At 72.8% G+C, this 19782-nt stretch carries 11 protein-coding genes; 7 read left to right on the top strand and 4 right to left on the bottom strand.

Going from position 1 to position 19782, the window contains the following annotated elements; all coding sequences use genetic code 11:
- Nucleotides 1-43: 43 nt before the first annotated feature.
- On the top strand, nucleotides 44-772 hold the full coding sequence (locus EEY80_RS10305; RefSeq protein ID WP_235829786.1) for a YetF domain-containing protein: 729 nt from the start codon (nucleotides 44-46) through the stop codon (nucleotides 770-772).
- A gap of 58 nt (nucleotides 773-830) precedes the next feature.
- Nucleotides 831-1175: a hypothetical protein gene (locus EEY80_RS10300; protein ID WP_126976481.1), complete on the top strand. Its 345-nt coding sequence runs from the start codon at nucleotides 831-833 to the stop codon at nucleotides 1173-1175.
- Between the two features lie 16 nt (nucleotides 1176-1191).
- On the opposite strand, the gene EEY80_RS10295 is transcribed toward EEY80_RS10300, so the two are convergent.
- A complete protein-coding gene (locus EEY80_RS10295) occupies nucleotides 1192-2271 on the bottom strand; it encodes a Hint domain-containing protein (RefSeq protein WP_126976480.1) in 1080 nt (359 codons plus the stop codon).
- A 9-nt stretch (nucleotides 2272-2280) separates the two neighbouring features.
- Complete coding sequence (locus tag EEY80_RS10290; protein WP_126976479.1) at nucleotides 2281-3849, bottom strand: Hint domain-containing protein; 1569 nt, start codon at nucleotides 3847-3849, stop codon at nucleotides 2281-2283.
- A gap of 360 nt (nucleotides 3850-4209) precedes the next feature.
- On the opposite strand from EEY80_RS10290, the gene dapE reads away from it, so the two are divergent.
- The 3 genes from dapE (at nucleotide 4210) to EEY80_RS10275 (ending at nucleotide 9089) form a co-directional block, all read left to right on the top strand.
- Nucleotides 4210-5376, top strand: coding sequence for a succinyl-diaminopimelate desuccinylase (gene dapE, locus EEY80_RS10285; RefSeq protein ID WP_126976478.1), 1167 nt, complete (start codon nucleotides 4210-4212; stop codon nucleotides 5374-5376).
- A gap of 134 nt (nucleotides 5377-5510) precedes the next feature.
- On the top strand, nucleotides 5511-7787 hold the full coding sequence (gene rnr / locus EEY80_RS10280) for a ribonuclease R (protein WP_126976477.1): 2277 nt from the start codon (nucleotides 5511-5513) through the stop codon (nucleotides 7785-7787).
- Nucleotides 7788-7853: 66 nt separating this feature from the next.
- Complete coding sequence (locus EEY80_RS10275; RefSeq protein ID WP_126976476.1) at nucleotides 7854-9089, top strand: lytic murein transglycosylase; 1236 nt, start codon at nucleotides 7854-7856, stop codon at nucleotides 9087-9089.
- 48 nt (nucleotides 9090-9137) lie between these two features.
- Here EEY80_RS10275 and EEY80_RS10270 read toward each other — a convergent pair whose 3' ends face one another.
- Nucleotides 9138-11399, bottom strand: a complete 2262-nt coding sequence (locus EEY80_RS10270) for an ATP-binding protein (RefSeq protein WP_126976475.1) — start codon at nucleotides 11397-11399, stop codon at nucleotides 9138-9140.
- A 151-nt stretch (nucleotides 11400-11550) separates the two neighbouring features.
- Here EEY80_RS10270 and EEY80_RS10265 point away from each other — a divergent pair, with 151 nt between their 5' ends.
- Both EEY80_RS10265 and pbpC read left to right on the top strand, forming a co-directional pair.
- Complete coding sequence (locus tag EEY80_RS10265) at nucleotides 11551-17025, top strand: alpha-2-macroglobulin family protein (protein WP_126976474.1); 5475 nt, start codon at nucleotides 11551-11553, stop codon at nucleotides 17023-17025.
- Entirely contained in the window at nucleotides 17006-19054 is a 2049-nt protein-coding gene (gene pbpC / locus EEY80_RS10260) for a penicillin-binding protein 1C (RefSeq protein WP_235829785.1), read from the top strand. The genes EEY80_RS10265 and pbpC overlap by 20 nt, the downstream gene beginning before the upstream one ends.
- A gap of 11 nt (nucleotides 19055-19065) precedes the next feature.
- On the opposite strand, the gene EEY80_RS10255 is transcribed toward pbpC, so the two are convergent.
- Nucleotides 19066-19644 (bottom strand): TetR/AcrR family transcriptional regulator, encoded by a 579-nt coding sequence (locus tag EEY80_RS10255; RefSeq protein ID WP_126976472.1) that lies wholly within the window; start codon nucleotides 19642-19644, stop codon nucleotides 19066-19068.
- Between the last annotated feature and the right edge of the window lie 138 nt (nucleotides 19645-19782).

Raw genomic sequence — 19782 nt, 5'->3', positions numbered from 1 at the left:
CGCCCGGCGCCGGGGGTTTTTCGCCTCGGAGACTACGCGCGCGATGGACCAGACGGTAATCCCCTTCGACCTGCCCCGGATGCTGATGGGGGACGAACCGCCCCTGTTCCTGCTCGAAATCCTCGTCCGCACCGCCATCATCTACATCTATACGCTGCTGCTGATCCGCTGGGTCGGCGGGCGCGGCGTGTCGCAGCTGTCGCTGGTGGAATTCCTGCTGGTGATCGCGCTCGGGTCCGCCGTGGGCGACGCGGCCTTCTATCCCGACGTGCCGATGCTGCACGCGATGCTGGTGATCACGCTGGTCGTGCTGATCAACAAGGGGCTGGACCGGCTGATCCTGCGCCACGACGCCGCCAAGCGGGTGATCGACGGCGTGCCGGTCGCGGTGCTGCGCGACGGGCGGCTGCTGGCCGCGGGTCTGGGCCAGCGCGACATCGGCGCGGCCGAGGCGATCGCCGCGCTGCGCAAGCAGGGCATTCGCAACCTGGGCGAGGTGGAACATGCCTTCGTCGAGGGCGACGGCCAGTTCAGCGTCTTTCGCCGCGACCGGCCCCGGCCGGGCCTGCCCATCGTGCCCCCGGCCGAGGTGGAGCCGCTGCACATGCTGCACGATCCGGCACTGGCGGCGGACGGGCAGGCCTGCTGCACCCGCTGCGGCACGGTGGAGCCGGCCGCCGAGGTCCTGCCCGACGGCGCCTGCCCGCATTGCGGCCACCGCCAGTGGACGGCCCCGCGCCTGCACGCCGCCCCGGGCATTGCTACCGACTGATGCCTTGAACGCCGGCGGAAAGACTGCCATCGCTGCGATCCAGCCGCGGGAGGAGACCATGACCGACACAGCCGATCCCAAACCGAAACGCCCCCAGCAGGTCTTCACGCTGGTGGTCGAGGTCGGCCGCTCGGCCGAGGACGGGCTGCCCAAGGGGGCGACCGGCGCGGCGCTGATGTGCTTCGCCTCCGGCGTGGACGAGGCCGAGGCGGTGCGCGAGACGGTCGCGGTGCTGAAACAGGCGGACCTGTCGCCGCTGGACGTGCAGGGCTATGGCACGCTGGACGAACGGTTGGCGCAGGGGCACGAGATCGAGGCCGAGGAGCGCGCGCTGATGCAGCGGGCCCTGGACGAGAATGCGGTGATCGTGGCGCAGATGACGCCGTTCTTCGACAAGGACTAGCGGCAGGAACCGGGCCTCAGGCCGCCAGCGGCCCCCGCGCCCGCATCCGCATCGCCGCCAGCGCCCGCGCCTCGCAGCCGTGCAGGTCGGGCAGGCAGGGTCGGCGGTGCAGCGGCAGCGCCCCCTTCGCGGCCAGATCGGCGAACAGCGTCGTCGCCGCCAGCGCGGGCCGCCGCGCCAGACTGCCGGCAAACAGCGTTTCCACCGCCAGCCCGCCGGCAAGGACCAGATGGTGGCCCGCCAGCATCAGCCCGTGCCATGTCATCACCGGCGCCTGCGGGTCGGGCCGCACCGCCGCCTCGTCCACCAGATGCCGCAGCTCGGCCAGCGCCCGTTCGCGCCCCGTCGCATCCTCGAGGTCCAGCCCTTTCAGCAGGATGCGCTGATGCGGGGCGAGGATCAGGTCGTCCTCGCAGCCGAAGCAGGCCGCCGCCAGCCGCAGCGGCGTGAACATGCCCGAGGCCGGCGCCGTCATCCGCCCCGACCAGATCACCGGCTGCGGGCCTGCGTCGAGCGTGGTCACCGTCATCCCCGGCCGCAGCGCCTCGACCGGCAGGGGACCGTCCGGCGTGTCGATCCGCGTGCCCGCCGCCAGACCGGGGCAGGGTCCGGGGCAATGGACGTGGCTCGCCGCCGCGAACCAGGCCGCCGCGCCGTCGCGCCGGGCCAGCGGCGCGGTGAACAGCCCCTCCAGCGCCCGGCCCGGTACCGGCAGCGCCATCGCCAGTTCCGACTGGCGGACCGCGCCCGTCGCCGGATCCTCCAGCGTCAGCAGGCTGCGCCCCGCCGCCGCGTCCCAGGAAAAGGTCAGCCGGGTGCGGTTGGCGACGCTGTCCACCCAGCCCGACAGGGTCAGCGACAGGTCCTGCCCGTCGCGCGACGTGGCCAGCCGCACCCCGCCATCGGCGAGGATGTCGAGCGCGATCCACCAGCCCGCCGCCGGATCGTTATGTCCCAGCAGCCAGTGCCCGCGCGGCACCGGGCCGGGGGACAGGATCTCGATGCACAGGCTGCCGCGCGCCATTTCGGCCGGGAAGGCGGCGGGCAGCAGCCGGCGCGGGCCGCGGCGATGGGTGAAGGTCGCGAGCCAGGCCATGCGCGGGCCTCAGGCGGCGGCCAGAACCCGCGCCTCGAAGGGGCGCAGGGTCCGGCGGGCGGAGGGGCCGTAGCCCGCGCCGGTGGCCGGATCGAGTTCGGGGAAGACCGCCACGATCTCGGCCAGGACCTCGGCCTCCAGGCTGCGGGCCATCACCGGTCCGGGCAGGAAACTTTCGCTGGGCAGACCCTCGGACAGGACGATCTGGTGGCGGTCGAACAGCAGGTGGACATAGTCGACCGTCCCGCCCGGCAGCCGCCGGACCGCGCGACCGTCGACCAGATCGCGCGCGGCGACCAGCACCTCGTCCTCGCCGAACAGCAGTTGCGCCCGCGCGTCGCGCAGCAGGATCCGGTGCAGGGGCGACACCGTCAGGTCGCGATGCGGGCCGAAGGTGCCCGCGGCGATGTGCACCGGGGCGAGGTCGCCCTCCGCCGCCACCCGCCGCCGCCCGATCCAGCGCAACGGCTGCGGCCCGTCATCCCGGGTCAGCACCAGATCGCCGGGCCGCAGCGCCTCGACCGGCCGCTCGCCCCCCGGCACGCGGATCAGGGTCCCGGCGGTGAAGCAGGGCACGGTATCGACCGTGACCATGCCGATGTCGGTCTTTCCGCTGCCGTTCGCGATCTGGTAGGTAAAGTTCACCTCGTCGCCATCGGCATCCGAGGTGAAGCTGAAGGTCATGTCGGCGTTCAGCTTCACGCTGTCGCCCGAAGGCAGCACCACCGTGTCGCCGGGGTTTACCGCCACGCCGTTGATATGGGTGACCCGGACGTTGCTGTTGCCGGTGGTGTTGATGTCGTTGCCCAGCACGTCGATGACGGTCGTCGCGTTCAGGTCGCCGTTCGCGGCATCGTCCATCGCGATGAAGGTGGTCTGGCCGCTGTCCGCCGCGATAAGCACGGCGGAATCGTAGTTGCTGTCCGACACGTCGGCGACGCCGATGCGGATGGAGTTCACCTGCCCCGGCACCACCGGAAAGGTCACCGACATGGTGACCGTGAAGCCGTCCATCTCGGTGTTGTAGGTGTCGCCGGTGTTGTTGATGTAGAGGTTCTGGTTCGCGCTGCCGTTGATGTTGGTGACGCTGGCATCGCCATTGCCGGCGCTGAGGCTGACGGGCTGGCCGTTCACCCAGATGCCGACCATGTCGTTGTACTGCGAGTTGATGTATTCGGGATATTCCTCGGAGGCGAAGGTGAAGGACAGCGTCATCGTGTTCCCGGTGGGGATGAAGTCGATGTCCAGCATCGCCGCGTCATAGGTGTTGGTGCCGGCGAGGTCGTCGAAATCGTCGTTGCCGTTCACGCCGCCGGTGTTGGTGCTGGTCTGGCTGCTGCGGTTCGGGTCGCCCGAGGACTGGGTGAAGTCCGAGACATAGCCCGTGGACAGGATCACCCCGGTATCCGAGGGCGTCGCCTCGGGCGAACGGCTGTCGCCCCGGCTGTAGGTGCCGCTGGAATAGCGATCGCCCGAATAGCTGGCCGAGACAACGGTGACGCCGTCCCCCATGATGGTGTTGGCCATCGTCGTGGCAGACGCACTGGTGTTGTAGGTAAGTTCCGATCCCGTCGCCATGTCCCGCCCCCAAGGCCCAAGACATCGCGCCATACCCGGCAGACCCCGCCATCGCGAGGGTGCCGTCCTGTCATGTGGCGTCGGATCCGTGCCTGCGGACCGGCGCCCTTGCCCGGTGGGCCGGCGTTGCGGCCCCGTATGCTCGCCCTGCCTCGGGTCGATATGATTATTGAACCGGAGCCTGCCGCAAACATGGCAATCGGTGAATGCGTTTCGGACAGTGGTCTCCCTTTCGGCACATAGGGTGGCGCGGGCGCCACAGTCCCGCGGCGGACGATCCGCCGGGGGGCGGCGTTGCGCGCGCCGGTGCCAGCCGCTATCGCTGAGCCGTCCGCACCCCTCCGCACCGAGGAGCCCGCCATGCCTGTCGGCCCCCTGCCCGCCGAACCCGTCGATCCCGTCGCGCTGACGCAGGCGCTGATCCGCTGCCCCTCGGTCACGCCGGACGAGGGCGGCGCGCTGGTGCTGCTGGAACGGCTGCTGGCCGGGGCGGGCTTCGACTGCCGGCGGGTGGACCGGAACGGCATCGCCAACCTCTTCGCCCGCTGGGGCGCGCAGGGCGCGAACCGCAGCTTCGGCTTCAACGGCCATACCGATGTGGTGCCGCCCGGCGATCCGGCGCTGTGGACGCATCCGCCCTTTTCCGGCGCGCTGGTCGAGGGCGAGGTCTGGGGCCGGGGCGCGGCCGACATGAAATCCGGCGTCGCGGCCTTCGCCGCCGCCGCCATCGACTTCGTCCGCGCCACCCCGCCCGAGGGCGCGGTGATCCTGACCGTCACCGGCGACGAGGAGGGCGCGGGCCGCGACGGCACCCGCGCGCTGCTGGACTGGATGGACGCGGCGGGCGAGCGGATGACCGACTGTCTGGTGGGCGAGCCCACCTGCCCGTCGCGGATGGGCGAGATGATGAAGATCGGGCGGCGCGGATCGATGACCGCCTATGTCGAGGCGGCGGGCGTGCAGGGCCATTCCGCCTATCCGCACCGGGCGAAGAACCCGCTGCACGCGCTGACCGCGCTGCTGTGGGACCTGACCTCGACACCGCTGGACGCGGGCACCGACCATTTCGAGCCGTCGACGCTGCAGGTGACGACCATCGACTGCGGCAACCCGGCGAACAACGTGATCCCGGCACGGGCGACGGCGACGGTCAACATCCGCTTCAACGACGCCCATACATCCGACAGCATCGCCGCCCGGCTGCGCGAGGCGGCGGCGCGGGTGGAAAGCGAGACCGGCGTGACGCTGGCGCTGCGGATCGAGGTGTCGGGCGACAGTTTCATCACCCCGCCCGGCCCGCTGGTCGATCTGGTCGCCGCCGCCGTCACCGCGGAAACCGGGGTGGTGCCGGAACTGTCCACCTCGGGCGGGACGTCGGATGCGCGCTTCGTCAAGGATCACTGCCCGGTGGTGGAATTCGGCCTGGTGGGCACGACCATGCACAAGACCGACGAACGGGTGGCGGCCGCGGACATCCATGCGCTGAAGGCGATCTATACCCGCATCCTGCGCGACTATTTCGCCTGAGGGACCGGAGGGCAGAGGGGGCTCTGCCCCCGTCGCCTGCGGCGACTCCCCCGGGATATTTGGATCAGCTGCAGGGGGCGGGGCGGATCGGGGGCGCCCTTTCCGGCCCGCGCGGCGCATGATACCGAAAGGGCATGGCACAGATCCCCACCCGACAGCAGATCCTCGACTGGATCGCCGACCATCCCGGCGCCACGGCGAAGCGCGACATCGCCAAGGCCTTCGGCATCAAGGGGGCCGAACGGATCGAGCTGAAGCGGCTGCTGAAGGAGCTGGAGGCGGAGGGCCTCCTGGAACGGCGCCGCCACAGCTGGCGCGATGCCGACAAGCTGCCCCCGGTGACGGTGCTGACGATCCTGGCGGCCGATGCCGATGGCGACCAGTTCGCCAGGCCGATGGAATGGGAGGGCCGCGGCCCGGCGCCGCGCATCCTGTTCGTGCCGCGCAAGGCCGATGCGCCAGTGGCGGCGGGCGACCGGGTGCTGTGCAAGCTGATCGAGCTCAGGTCCGAGGATCACGACTATCAGGCGCGGCTGATCCGCAAGATCGGCGTGGCCAGCCACAAGGTGATCGGCATCTTCCGCAAGGCGACCGAAGGCGGGCGGATCGTGCCGATCGACAAGGGATCGGACAAGGAATGGCGGGTCGGGCGCGATGCCACGCTCGACGCGCAGGACGGCGAACTGGTCGAGGCGGAACAGGCCGGCCCGCGCGGCCGGCTGGGCCTGCCCTGGGCGCGGGTGACGGACCGGCTGGGCGACCCTTCGGCACCCAAGGCCGTCAGCCTGATCGCCATCCACCAGCACGGCATCCCCGACGACTTTCCCGACGAGGTGATCCGCCTGTCGGATGCGATGGTGCCCGCCGGTCCCGAGGGGCGCGACGACCTGCGCCACCTGCCCTTCGTCACCATCGACCCGGCGGATGCGCGGGACCATGACGATGCCTGCCTCGCCCATGCCGACGACGACCCGCGCAACCCGGGCGGGCATGTGATCTGGGTCGCCATCGCCGATGTCGCCCATTACGTCACCCCGCAATCGCCGGTGGACCGCGAGGCGCGGAGGCGCGGCAATTCCAGCTATTTCCCCGACCGGGTGGTGCCGATGCTGCCCGAGCATCTGTCGGGCGACCTCTGTTCACTGCACGAGGGCGTGGCGCGGGCCTGCATCGCGGTGCGGATGAAGATCGACGCCGAGGGCAACAAGATCGGCCACCGCTTTCACCGGGCGCTGATGAAGTCGGTGGCGAGCCTGACCTATGAAGAGGCGCAGGCCGCGGCCGACGGCAACCCGACCCCGCGCTGCGCCGCGATGATGGACGAGGTGATCCGCCCGCTCTATGCCGCCTATGGCGCGCTGAAGGCGGCGCGGGCGCGGCGGCAGCCACTGGACCTCGACCTGCCGGAACGGCGGATCGTGCTGTCCGACGACGGGCGGGTGCAGTCGGTCAACTTCCGCGACCGCCATGACGCGCACCGGCTGATCGAGGAGTTCATGATCCTCGCCAATGTCGCCGCCGCCGAGGAACTGGAACGGCTGCGCCGGCCGCTGCTGTACCGCGTGCACGAGGAGCCGAGCCCCGAGAAGCTGAACGCGCTGCGCGAGGTGGCCGAGGCCTCGGGCTTCGTGCTGGCCAAGGGGCAGGTGCTGCAGACCGCGCATCTGAACCGGCTGCTGGCGCAGGCCGAGGGCACGGATTTCGACGAGCTGATCAACATCAGCACGCTGCGGTCGATGACGCAGGCCTATTACCACCCGCAGAACCTTGGCCATTTCGGGCTGGCGCTGCGGTCCTACGCGCATTTCACCTCGCCGATCCGGCGCTATTCCGACCTGATCGTGCATCGGGCGCTGATTTCCGGCCATGGCTGGGGCGGCGGCATGGACGGGCGGACCGACGGGCTGTCGGCGCAGGACATCGAGATGCTGGAAGAGACCGCCACCCATGTCAGCGACACCGAACGGCGCAGCATGGCGGCGGAACGCGACACCACCGACCGCTATCTGGCGGCCTTCCTCGCCGACCGCGTGGGCAGCGAATTCACCGGCCGGGTGTCGGGGGTGGCGCGGTTCGGGCTGTTCGTGAAGCTGGACGAGACGGGGGCCGACGGCCTGATCCCGATCCGCAACGTGGGGCGCGAGTTCTTCCATTTCGACCCCGACAGCCAGACCCTGATGGGCGCGGATACCGGCACCGTCATCGGCATCGGGCAGAAGGTGCTGGTGCGCCTGTCCGAGGCGGTGCCCCTGACCGGCGGGCTGATGCTGGACCTGCTGGAGATCGAGGGCGCGATCCTGCCGGGGGGCGGCGGCGCCAGCGGCGGGCGCAAGGGGCGCGGCGGGCGCAAGCCCGTGGCCAAGGCCAAGGCCGCGGCGCCCCGGCGCAAGGTTCTGCGCACCCGCCGCTAGCGGCTTTGCGCCGGCACGGTCGCGCGCTAGACTGGGCGCAACCACCAAGAACGAGCAGGACGGATCATGCGCCTTTCCCCGGTTGTGCTGTGCACCGCCTTCACCCTGCTGCCCGCCTGCGGCGGGGCGGAATTCGCGGCCCCCCTGACCTCGCCCGTGCCGGTGACCCGCAGCAGCGTCGCGGGTTTCGACGGCTGGGTGCGGGATTTCCGCGCCCGGGCGCTGGCCTCGGGCGTGTCGGCCGCCACCTATGACCGGTCGATGCAGGGGGTGCGCTATCAGCCCTCGATCATCGCGCTGGACCGGAACCAGTCGGAATTCACCCGGGCGATCTGGGATTACCTCGACGGGGCGGTGTCGGGCGCGCGCATCGCCGACGGGCGGGCGGCGATGGCGCGGCAGGCCAGCCAGCTGGCCGCCATCGAGCGGCGCTATGGCGTCGATGCCGAGGTGGTGGCGGCGGTCTGGGGGCTGGAATCGAGCTTCGGCGCCAATCGCGGCAGCACGGCCACGCTGCCGGCGCTGGCGACGCTGGCCTATGACGGGCGGCGCGGCGCCTTCTTCGAGGAACAGCTGATCGCGGCGCTGAAGATCGTGCAGGCGGGCGATGTCTCGCCGCAGGGCATGGTGGGAAGCTGGGCCGGGGCGATGGGCCATACCCAGTTCATGCCGACGAGCTTTCTGGACCATGCCGTCGATTTCACCGGCGACGGGCGGCGCGACATCTGGTCGGACGATCCGACCGACGCGCTGGCCTCGACCGCCGCCTATCTGGCGCAGTCGGGCTGGCGGCGCGGCGAGCCCTGGGGGCTGGAGGTGCGGCTGCCCGAAGGCTTCGACCGGCGGCTGGTCGGCAAGGAGACGACGCGCAGCGTGGGGCAATGGGCGGCGATGGGTGTGGCCCCGGCCGCCGGCGGCAGCCTGCCCACGATGGGCGCGGCCTCGGTCCTGACGCCGGCGGGGGCGCGGGGGCCGGCCTTCCTGATCGGGCCGAATTTCGCGGCGATCACCCGCTACAACACCTCGGACAGCTATGCGATCGGGATCGGGCATCTGGCCGACCGGCTGGCGGGCAAGGGCGGCTTCGTGCAGTCCTGGCCGCGCGGCGACCGGGCGCTGAGCACCGCCGAGCGGATGGAGATGCAGCGCCTGCTGACGGCGAAGGGCTTCGACACCGGGGGCGTGGACGGCAAGCTGGGCTCCGGGTCGCTGGCGGCGCTTCGGGCCTGGCAGGCCTCGGTCGGGCTGCCGCCCGACGGCTATGCCAGCGCCGAGATGCTGGAACGGCTGCGCGCCTCCTGACCCGGAAAACAGGGAGGGGCGCTGCCCCTCTTGGCCGTGCCGGCCAGTTCACCCCGGGATATTTTCGTCAGCTGCAGGGGGCGGGAGGAGAGCGTCCGGCGCGAGCGGTTCCGCCTGCGGCGCGGCGGACAGCGGCGGGACCGCGCCGTCGGGCGCATGGGCGAGGATCGCCTCGACGATGGCGGCCCGGCGCAGGGGTTTGGTCATGTAGCGGTCCATTCCGGCGGCGAGGATCGCCTCCGCATCGCCGTCCAGCGCATGGGCGGTGAGGGCGACGATGGGCACATGGCCGCCCTGCGCCGCCTCGGCCGCCCGGATCGCCCGGGCCGCCGCCACGCCGTCCATCCGCGGCATCGACACATCCATGAAGATCAGGTCCGGCCGCCAGTCCCGCCACCGGTCGAGGGCGGCCAGCCCGTCGCCCGCGAAGGCGAGGTCGATGGCGAGCCCCGCCACCATCTTGGCGAAGACCAACTGGTTGGTGCGATTGTCCTCGGCCGCGAGCACGCGCATCCGCCGGGGGGTGGAGGGTTCGGCGGGAGGTGTGGCGGGGGCGGGCGCCTCTGCCGGCGCGAGCGCGGAAAGCGCCCGCCACAGGTCGCTGCGCAGGACCGGGCGCGGCAGCATGGCCGCGATCGCGGGGGCGGAGGCCGGGTCCGCCGCGGCGATCGCCTCGGGCAGGGGCTGCCCCGGGGGCGCCATCAGGAAGACCGGCAGCCCGGAGGCGATGCGTGCCAGCGTCGCCGTCATTGCCGCCGCCTCCGCGGGCAGCGCCGCCAGATCGGCGATCACCAGATCGACGGGCGCGGCCCCCGCCGCCTGCCGCAGCGCATGCGCGGCCTCCGGATCGGCGCAGAGCACCGGCGCGATGCCGAAGGTCGCCAGCTGGCGGCCGAGGATCGTGCGGTCCAGCAGCTGCGCGTCGATCACCAGCGCCCGGGCCAGCGGCCGCGCGAGCGCGGGCTGGCGCCGTTCCTCGCGCGGTTCGGCGGCGGGCAGGCTCAGCCGGAAGCCGAAGCACGACCCTTCGCCCGGCACGCTGTCCACCCAGACCTCGCCCCCCATCAGCGCGATCAGGCGGCGGGTGATGGCGAGACCCAGCCCCGTGCCCTCGAAGCTGCGGCTGGCGGCGGCCTCCACCTGCTCGAACTCGTCGAAGATGCGTTCGACATCGGCGGCGGCGATGCCGATGCCGGTATCCTCGACCGTCACATGCAGGTCGAAGGTGCCGCTGTCCGCCTGTTCGATCCCGGTCACGCGGACCAGAACATGGCCCGCGGCGGTGAACTTCACCGCGTTGCCGGCGAGGTTGGTCAGCACCTGCCGGATCCGCAACGCATCGCCGACGAAGCGGGTGGGCAGGAACAGGTCGAAATCCACCATCAGCGACAGGCCCCGGTCGCGGGCCGAGGGGCCGAGCAGCAGCATCACCTCGTGGATGCAGCGTTCGAGGTCGAAGGGCGCGGGGGCCAGCGTCATCCGGTCGGCCTCGATCCGCGAGAAATCGAGCACGTCGTTGATGATGGCCAGCAGCGCCTCGCCCGAGGAGCGGATGGTTTCGGCGCAAAGCCGCTGCTCCTCGGTCAGCGGGCCGGCGCAGAGCAGGTCGGCCATGCCGACCACGCCGTTCATCGGGGTGCGGATCTCGTGGCTCATGTTGGCGAGGAAGGCGGATTTCGCCCGGCTCGCCGCCTCGGCCCGGGCGCGGGCGTCTTCCAAGTCGCGCTGATGGCGGGTGATGTCGGTGACGTCGCGGGCAAGGCAGGCGAGGTCGCCCTCGGGCCCGCGGCGTTCGGTCAGCCGGATCAGCCGCCCGTCGGCCAGCGCCACCGTCACCGGCGCGGGCGTGTCGTCCTCGAGCCGCGCCCGCATCCGCGCCACCCAGTCCGGGGCCAGATCCGGCGGCAGCCGTCCCCCGGCCCGCGCCGCCGCCAGCATGGCGTCATAGCCGGTGCCGGGATCGAGGACCTCCGCGCCCGTCCACAGCCGCGCCCAGACCGGGTTGGCAAGGACCAGCCGCAGCCCGCGATCGAACAGCGCAAAGCCGTCGTCGATGCTGTCCAGCGCCTGCCACAGCCGCCGTTCGGCGCGCAGGGCCTGCCAATGCGCGCGTTCCGCCTCGGCCATGGCGCGGCTTTGCCCGGTCTTCAGCCCCTCGGCCTCGGTCCGCTGGGCGACGATCTGGTCCGACAGGCTGCGGGCATGCAGCGCGAGCCTGCGGTTCGCCTCGATCAGTTCGCGGCTTTTCTGGTCCAGCAGCCGTTCCGCCGCCAGCCGCGCCCGCCGTTCCTTTGCCAGCAACTCCAGCATGCGCCCCCGTCGACCGGCGTTCCGGCACGATCATCGCCGGCACGACCATCGCCGCTGCGGGTGAAGGCGGGCTTAACCGCGCATCGGCGACTCGTTGCAATGGCCGCCCGCCCCTGCGAGCATCCGCCCGCACGGAACGGGAGGACGCCCCATGCTGAACCGGATCGCCGCGATCCTGATCGCCTCGTTGACGCTGGGGGCCGGCGCGCCGCTTCTGGCGCAGGAGGGCGGGCTGGTGCCCGACCGGCGGGCCGTGCTGACCGAGGGGACGGATTTCTACGGCTCGGACCTGCGGCCGATCTTCGACACCACGCTTCAGGCCTGCCGCGCCGCCTGTCTGGCCGATACGGCCTGTGCGGCGTTCACCTTCAACAGCCGGGCGGGGTCCTGCTTTCCCAAGACCGGCGTGACCGAGGAGGTGCCCTATGAGGGTGCGATCTCGGGCCGGGTGGTCGATGCGGCGGCGGGCGCGGCCGATCTGGCGCGGCAACGGGCCGGAGAGCTGGGCTTCCTGCAGCAGGCGGATTTCGACATGGCGCTGGTGCAGGCGCGCGGCCTGTCGGACCTGCACCGCGCCGCCGACGCGCCGGTCGAGGACTACCTTGCCGCGGCCGCCCGCGACCGTGCCGCCGACCCCGCGACCGCGCAGGACTGGATGGGCCGCGCGCTGAGCGTGACCGACGCGCCCGAACATTGGGTGGACTATGCCGAACTGGGCCTGGCCCGGCCGGGCGAGGACTATGAACGCCGGCAATATGCCGAGACGGCGCTGTCCGCGGCGGTGAACGCCTATCTGCGCGCCGGGTCGGCGCCGATGCAGGCCACGGCGCTGGCCACGATGGCCGCGGCGCTGGAACGGGTGGACCGGGGCCGCGCGACGATCCCGGCGCTGCGTCTGGCGCAGGCGCTGGACCCGCGCGACGACACCGCGGCGGCGCTGGCCGATGCGGTGGGCACATACGGTTTCCGCATCGACAGCCACGAGGTGCGCGCCGACAGCGCCCGCCCGCAGATCTGCGCGATCTTCACCGAGGATCTGGCGCAGGCGGGCGTGGACTATGCCACCTATCTGCGCCTGCCCGATCCGGGGCTGGCGGTCGAGGCGACCGACCGGCAGATCTGCGTCACCGGCGTCAGCCACGGCGCGCGCTATGAGATCACCTTCCGCGCCGGGCTGCCCTCGGCCGCGGGCGAGGAACTGGCCCGCGACGTGGCGGTCACCGGCTATGTCCGCGACCGGACGCCCGCCGCGCGCTTTCCGGGCCGGGCCTATATCCTGCCCCGCGCCGCCGGGGCCGGCATCCCGGTCGAGACGGTGAACACCGACCGGCTGGAGCTGCGGCTGTCCCGGCTGTCGGACCGCAATCTGGTGCGGGCGATCCAGGGCGATTTCTTCGGCCGGCCGCTGGAGGTCTACGAGATCGAGAGGCTGGACGACGCGATGGCCGAGACCCTGTGGGAGGGCGAGGCCGAGGTGGCGATGGAGGTCAACCGCGACGTGACCACCCGCCTGCCGCTGGACGCGGTGCTGGCGGATGCGGCCGGCGCCGGGCCGGGCATCTATGTGCTGACCGCCGCCGTGCCGGGGCAGGATCCGTGGGATCATCCGCCGGCGCTGCAATGGTTCCTCGTGTCCGACATCGGCATCACCACGCTGCAGGGGGGCGACGGGCTGCATGCACTGATCCGCTCGCTGGCCGATGCCGGGCCGAAGCCGGGCGCGCGGGTGCAGCTGATCTCGCGCGCCAATGCGGTGCTGGGCGAGGCGGTGGCGGATGGCGAGGGCCATGCCCGCTTTCCCGCCGCGATGACGGCGGGCACGGGCGGGGCGGCGCCGGCGCTGCTGACCGTCAGCGCCGGCGAGGGCGAGGCGGCCGACTTCGCCTTCCTGCCGCTGACGGAACCGGAGTTCGACCTGTCCGACCGCGGGGTGGAGGGGCGCGAGCCTGCGCCGCCCATCGACCTGTTCCTGACCACCGACCGGGGCGCCTATCGCGCGGGCGAGGCGGTGCATGTCACCGCGCTGGCCCGCGATCCGCGGGTGGCGGCGCTGACCGACCTGCCGCTGACCCTGCGGCTGATCCGCCCCGACGGGGTGGAACATGCGCGGCAGCTGGTGGCCGATGCGGGGGCGGGCGGGCATGTGGCGGCCTTCCCGCTGGCGGGCAACGTGCCGCGCGGCACCTGGCGGGTCGAGGCGCTGGCCGATCCCGACGCGCCGCCGCTGGCGGGACAGTCGATCCTCGTCGAGGATTTCCTGCCCGAACGCATCGACTTCGACCTGACCCTGCCGGACGGTCCGCTGGCGCTGGACCGGCGGCCCGAGGTCGGGATTTCGGCGCGCTATCTCTTCGGCGCGCCGGGGGCGGATCTGGCGGTGGAGGGCGACCTGCGCCTGTCGGCGGCGGACAGCCTGCCGGGATGGGATGGTTACCGCTTCGGCGCGCATGACGCGGGGCTGTCGCCGCAGTTCCAGACGCTGGAGGCCGGCGGGCGCACCGATGCCGAGGGGCGCGCCACCCTGCCGGTGATCTTCCCCGACATGGGCGGGGCCGCGCAGCCCCTGTCCGCCGCCATCGCCGTGCGTCTGGTCGAGGGGTCGGGCCGGCCGGTGGAACGGCGGCTCGACCGGGTGGTGATGCCGCAGGGCCCGGTGCCGGGCCTGCGCCCGCTGTTCGAGGGCGGGCTGCCCGAAGGCGCCGAGGCGGGGTTCGAGGTGATCGCGCTCGGCCCCGATGCGCGGCCGGTGCCGGCCACCGTCTCGTGGCGGGTGAACCGGGTCGAGACGGACTGGCAGTGGTATGTCCTGTACGGCGAATGGCAGTGGGAACCGGTGACGACCCGCACCCCGGTGGCCGGCGGCGAGGCGGTGCTGACGGGCGACGGCCCCGTGACCATCGCGGTGCCCACGGACTGGGGCGAATACGAGATCATGGCCGAGATCGCGGGGCCGGTCCCCGCCACCGCCTCGCTGCCCTTCAGCGCCGGCTGGTTCGCGCCCTCGGCCGGCAGCGACACGCCCGACCGGCTGGACGTGGCGCTGGACAGGCCCGCCTATGCGCCGGGCGACACCGCCACGCTGCGGCTGGTGGCGCAGAGCGCGGGCATCGCGCAGGTCAGCGTCCTGTCCGACCGGGTGATCGAGACGCGGATGGTCGAGGTCGCCGAGGGCGCGACCGAACTGCCGCTGACCGTGACCGATGACTGGGGCGCGGGGGCCTATGTGATGGCCTCGCTGCTGCGCCCGCTGGAGGGTGCCGGGCCCGATGACCGCGCCCCGGTGCGGGCGATGGGTCTGGCGCATGCCGCGGTGGCGCCGGGCGACCGGCAGCTGCGCGCGGCCTTCGAGGTGCCGGAGGCGGCCGATCCGCGCGGCCCCCTGCCCGTGGCGCTGAAGGTGGAGGGCGTGGCCCCGGGCGAGACCGCCTTCGCCACCATCGCGGCGGTCGATCTGGGCATCCTCAACCTGACCGGCTTCGACAGCCCCGACCCCTCGGCCCATTACTTCGGGCAGCGCAAGCTGGGCGTGGCGGTGCGCGACAGCTATGGCCGGCTGATCGACGGCCAGACGGGCGAGATGGGGCTGGTCCGGTCCGGCGGCGATGCGGGTGCCGGGCTGCGGATGCAGGCCCCGCCCCCGACCGAGGATCTGGTGGCCTTCTTCGAGGGGCCGGTGCAGGTGGGCGCGGATGGCTATGCGCGCGCCAGCTTCGACCTGCCCTCTTTCAACGGCACGGTGCGGCTGATGGCGGTGGTCTGGTCGCCCGCGGGCGTCGGGCAGGCCGAGGCCGATGTGCTGGTGCGCGACCCGGTGGTGGTAACGGCGGCGCTGCCCCGCTTCCTGACGCCGGGCGACAGCTCGCGGCTGCGGCTGGACTTCGTGCATGCCACCGGGCCCGCCGGGGACATGGCGCTGGAGGTCGCGGGCGAGGGGCTGGACCTGTCCGCCCCCGCGACGGTGACGCTGGCCGAGGGCGGCACGGCGACGCTGTCGCTGCCGCTGACCGCGCCGGATGCCACCGGCCTGCACCGGATCCGGGTGACGCTGACCACGCCGGACGGCAGGCGGCTGGACAAGCTGCTGTCCCTGCCGGTGCAGGTGAACGATCCCGAGGTGATGCGGCAAAGCCGGTTCACGCTGGCGGCGGGCGAGACCTTCACCTTCGACGCCAATGTCTTCGCCGGGCTGATCCCCGGCACGGGCCGGGCGACGCTGGCGGCGGGGCCGGTGGCGCGCTTCGACGCGCCGGGCCTGCTGTCGATGCTGGACACCTATCCCTACGGCTGCACCGAACAGATCACTTCGCGGGCGCTGCCGCTGCTGTATCTGTCGGGTCTGGCGCAGGATCTGGGCGTTGCGGCAGAGGACGGCATCGCCGGACGGATCGACGAGGCCATCGCGGCGGTGCTGCTGAACCAGACGGCGGGCGGCGCCTTCGGCCTGTGGTCGCCGGAGTCGGGCGACCTGTGGCTCGACGCCTTCGTGACCGACTTCCTGTCGCGCGCCCGGGCCGAGGGCCATGACGTGCCCGATACCGCCTTTCGTGCCGCGCTCGACAATCTGCGCAACCAGATCAACTATGCCCCCGATTTCGACGCGGGCGGCGGACCCTATGCCTATGCGCTGATGGTGCTGGCGCGCGAGGGCGCGGCGGCGATCGGCGACCTGCGCTATTACGCCGACGTGCGGGCCGCGGCCTTCGACACGCCGCTGGCGGCGGCGCAGCTGGGGGCGGCGCTGGCGGCCTATGGCGACCAGACGCGCGCCGACGCGATGTTCGCCCGCGCCGCCGGTCTGGCCGAGGCGCCGCTGGCGGATGAACCGCAGGTCTGGCGGGCGGATTACGGCACGCGGCTGCGGGATGCGGGCGCGGTACTGGCGCTGGCGGCCGAGGCGGGATCGGGCGCGGTGCCGCAGGCGGCGCTGGCCGACCGGCTGGCACAGGGCATCGCCGGGCGGAACCTGTCCACGCAAGAGGCGACATGGGCGCTGCTGGCGACCCATGCCCTGATCGACCGGGCGGGCGTGTCGGGGCTGACGGTGAACGGCGCCCCGGCGGAAGGCCCGCTGGTGCGGCTGCTGGAAGACCGGGTCGCGGGCGGCGACACGCTCGCCATCGCCAATGGCTCGGGCGCGGAGACGGACCTGACGTTGACCACCTTCGGCGTGCCCTCCGAACCCGAACCCGCGCAGGGCAACGGCTACGCGATCACGCGCAGCTATTACGACCTCGACGGCAACCCGGCCGACCCCTCGGCCGCGGCGCAGGGCGACCGGCTGGTCGTGGTGCTGGAGGTGCAGCCCTTCGCCGGCGGCGCGGCGCGGCTGATGGTGGACGATGCCCTGCCCGCGGGGTTCGAGATCGACAACCCGAACCTGATCCGCGCCGGCGACATCGCGGCCTTCCCCTGGATCGAGCCGGTGGAGACGCGGATGACCGAGTTCCGGCAGGACCGCTTCCTCGCCGCGCTGGACTGGGAGGGAAGCGAGACGTTCCGGCTGGCCTATGTGGTGCGGGCCGTGTCGCCCGGCGCGTTCCATCACCCGGCGGCGGTGGTGGTGGACATGTACCGCCCCGACTATCGCGCCCGGACCGCGGCTGGCCGTGTCACGATCGCCGAATAGGGGCGCGCGCTGGCCGCTGGCCCTGGTGCTCCTGACCGGGCTGGCGGCGGGGGCGCGGGACGGGCTTGACGCCTGGGTCGGGCGCACGGTGCTGCCGCCGCTGGCCATCGCCACCTCGGTCGAGGTGCGCGCCCGCGACGGCAGCCTGCTGCGCGCCTTCACCGTGGCCGACGGGCGCTGGCGGATGGAGCCGGGGCCCGTCGATCCGCTGTTCCTGCAGATGCTGACGGGATACGAGGATCGCCGCTTTGCCCGCCATCCGGGGGTGGACGGGCGCGCGATGCTGCGCGCCGCGGCGCAGGCGGCGCTGCAGGGCCGGGTGGTGTCGGGCGGCTCGACGCTGACGATGCAGGTGGCGCGCCTGCTGGAGGACAGCGGCACCGGCCGGCTGGCGGGCAAGCTGCGGCAGATCCGGGTGGCGCTGGCGCTGGAACGGCGGCTGACGAAGGCGCAGATCCTCGACCTCTATCTGCGCATCGCGCCCTATGGCGGCAATGTCGAAGGGCTGCGGGCGGCCAGCCTGACCTGGTTCGGCAAGGAGCCGCGCCGCCTGACCCCGGCCGAGGCGGCACTGCTGGTCGCCCTGCCGCAATCGCCCGAGGCGCGGCGGCCCGACCGTTTTCCGCTGGCGGCGCGGGCGGCGCGCGACCGGGTGCTGGACCGGATGGTGGCGGCAGGGGTGCTGACGGCCGAGCGCGCGGCGGCGGCGAAGACCGAGCCCGTGCCCGACAGCCGCCGGCCCTTCCCGGCGCTGGCCCCGCATCTGGCGGCCCGGTTGCGGGCCGACCAGCCGGGCGCGGGGCGGATCGACACCACGATCGACGCGCGGCTGCAGGCGGCGCTCGAGGCGCTGGCCGCCCGCGCGGTGGCGCGGCAGGGCGCCCGGCTGTCGGCGGCGATCGTGGTGGCCGATCACCGGACGGGCGAGATCCTCGCCAGCGTCGGCGGCGCCGAATGGACAGACGATGCCCGCGCCGGCTTTCTCGACCTGACGCAGGCGCGGCGCTCGCCCGGATCGGTGCTGAAGCCCTTCGTCTATGCGCTGGCTTTCGACGAGGGACTGGCCCATCCCGAAACGCTGATCGAGGACCGGCCCACCGCCTTCGGCGACTATGCCCCGCAGAATTTCGACCGGATGTTCCGCGGCACCCTGCCGGTGCGCGAGGCGCTGCAACAATCGCTGAACATCCCCGTCGTCAGCCTGACCGAGGCCATCGGCCCCGCGCGGCTGGTGGCGCTGGTGGAACGCACCGGGGCGCGGGTGGAGATTCCGAGCGGGCGGCCGGGGCTGGCGGTGGCGCTCGGCGGGCTGGGGATCAGCCTGCAGGATCTGGTGCAGGCCTATGCGGCGCTGGCACGGCTGGGGCAGCCGGTGACCCTGTCGGCGCTGCCGGGCGCGGCGGTGGCGGCGCCTCGCCGCCTGCTGCGGGCGGATGCGGCCTGGCAGGTGACGGACATCCTGTCCGACATCGTGCCCCCGCCCGGCGCGCCGCCGCGGCGGCTGGCCTGGAAGACCGGCACCAGCTATGGCCACCGCGACGCGCTGGCCGTGGGCTGGGACGGGCGGCATGTGGCGGGCGTCTGGCTGGGCCGGGCCGATGGCACGCCGGTGCCGGGGGCCTTCGGCGCGGACCTGGCCGCGCCGATCCTGTTCGAGGTCTTCGGCCGGATCGCGCCGGACTTCGCCCCCCTGCCCCCGCCGCCGCCCGCGACGCTGATCCTGCCCAATTCCCGGCTGCCGCAGAACCTGCAGCGGTTCCGCCCCGCCGGCCGTCTGGCCGCGCCGCCCGACGCGCCCGAGATCGCCTTTCCGCCCGACGGCGCGGGGGTGGCGCTGCGCGACGGGCAGCTGGTGGCCAAGGTGCGCAACGGCAGCCCGCCCTTCACCTGGCTGGCCGATGGCGCGCCGGTGGCCCGCGCCGTCCGCGCGCGCGAGGTGCAGATCCCGCTGGAAGGTCCGGGCTTCGTCACGCTCAGCGTGATCGACGCGGGCGGGCGGGCGGCGACGGTGCGGGTGGGCCTGCGCTGACCCCGGCCCCGTCAGCCGCGCCGCAGCCCGTCGACGAAAATGTCGAGCATCCGGCCGGTCGCGCCCTGCCAGTCGGGCCGCGCCGTGCCATAGCTGAGGCTGATCAGCACCGTGACGATATCCTCGCCCGTCACGTCGTCCCGCAACTCGCCGCGCAGGGCGCCGGGACGGACCAGCGCCTCGGCCGCCTGCCGCATCCGGGCGGCGGTGTCGGTGTAGAAGGGCGCGCAGGTGTCGACCGCCGGGCGCAGCGCCGCGGCCATGCCCTTCTTCGTCGCGATCATCCGCAGCGCGGCGCGCAGCCATGTCTTCAGCGCCTCGCCCGAGTCCGGCCCGCCGGCAAGATCCCGCGCAAGGTTCGCCAGTTCGTCGACCTCGCGCGCATAGACCGCCTGAAACAGCGCCTCGCGCGTCGGGAAATGGCGATAGAGCGTGCCGATGCCCAGTTCGGCGGCGCGGGCGACGGCCTCGAGGCTGGCCTCGGGTCCGCCGGCGGAAAACACCTGCCGGGCGGCGTCAAGCAGCCGTTCGCGGTTGCGAAGCGAATCCGCCCGCGGCTTGCGGCTTGCCTTTTCCCCTGCCTCGCCCATCTCGACTGACGATCCCTTCCGATGCACCCTTGCAAAACGGAGGCATCCTCCGTATAACTCATCATGCGCCCGGCGGAACCCATTCTTCGCGCCGGGCGTCCTCCCCCGGCGGAATGGGGACCACATTCCGCATCTAGC

This window comes from Frigidibacter oleivorans (assembly GCF_003993775.1).
Taxonomy (GTDB): domain Bacteria; phylum Pseudomonadota; class Alphaproteobacteria; order Rhodobacterales; family Rhodobacteraceae; genus Frigidibacter; species Frigidibacter oleivorans.
This window is presented reverse-complemented; position numbering and strand designations above follow the sequence as displayed.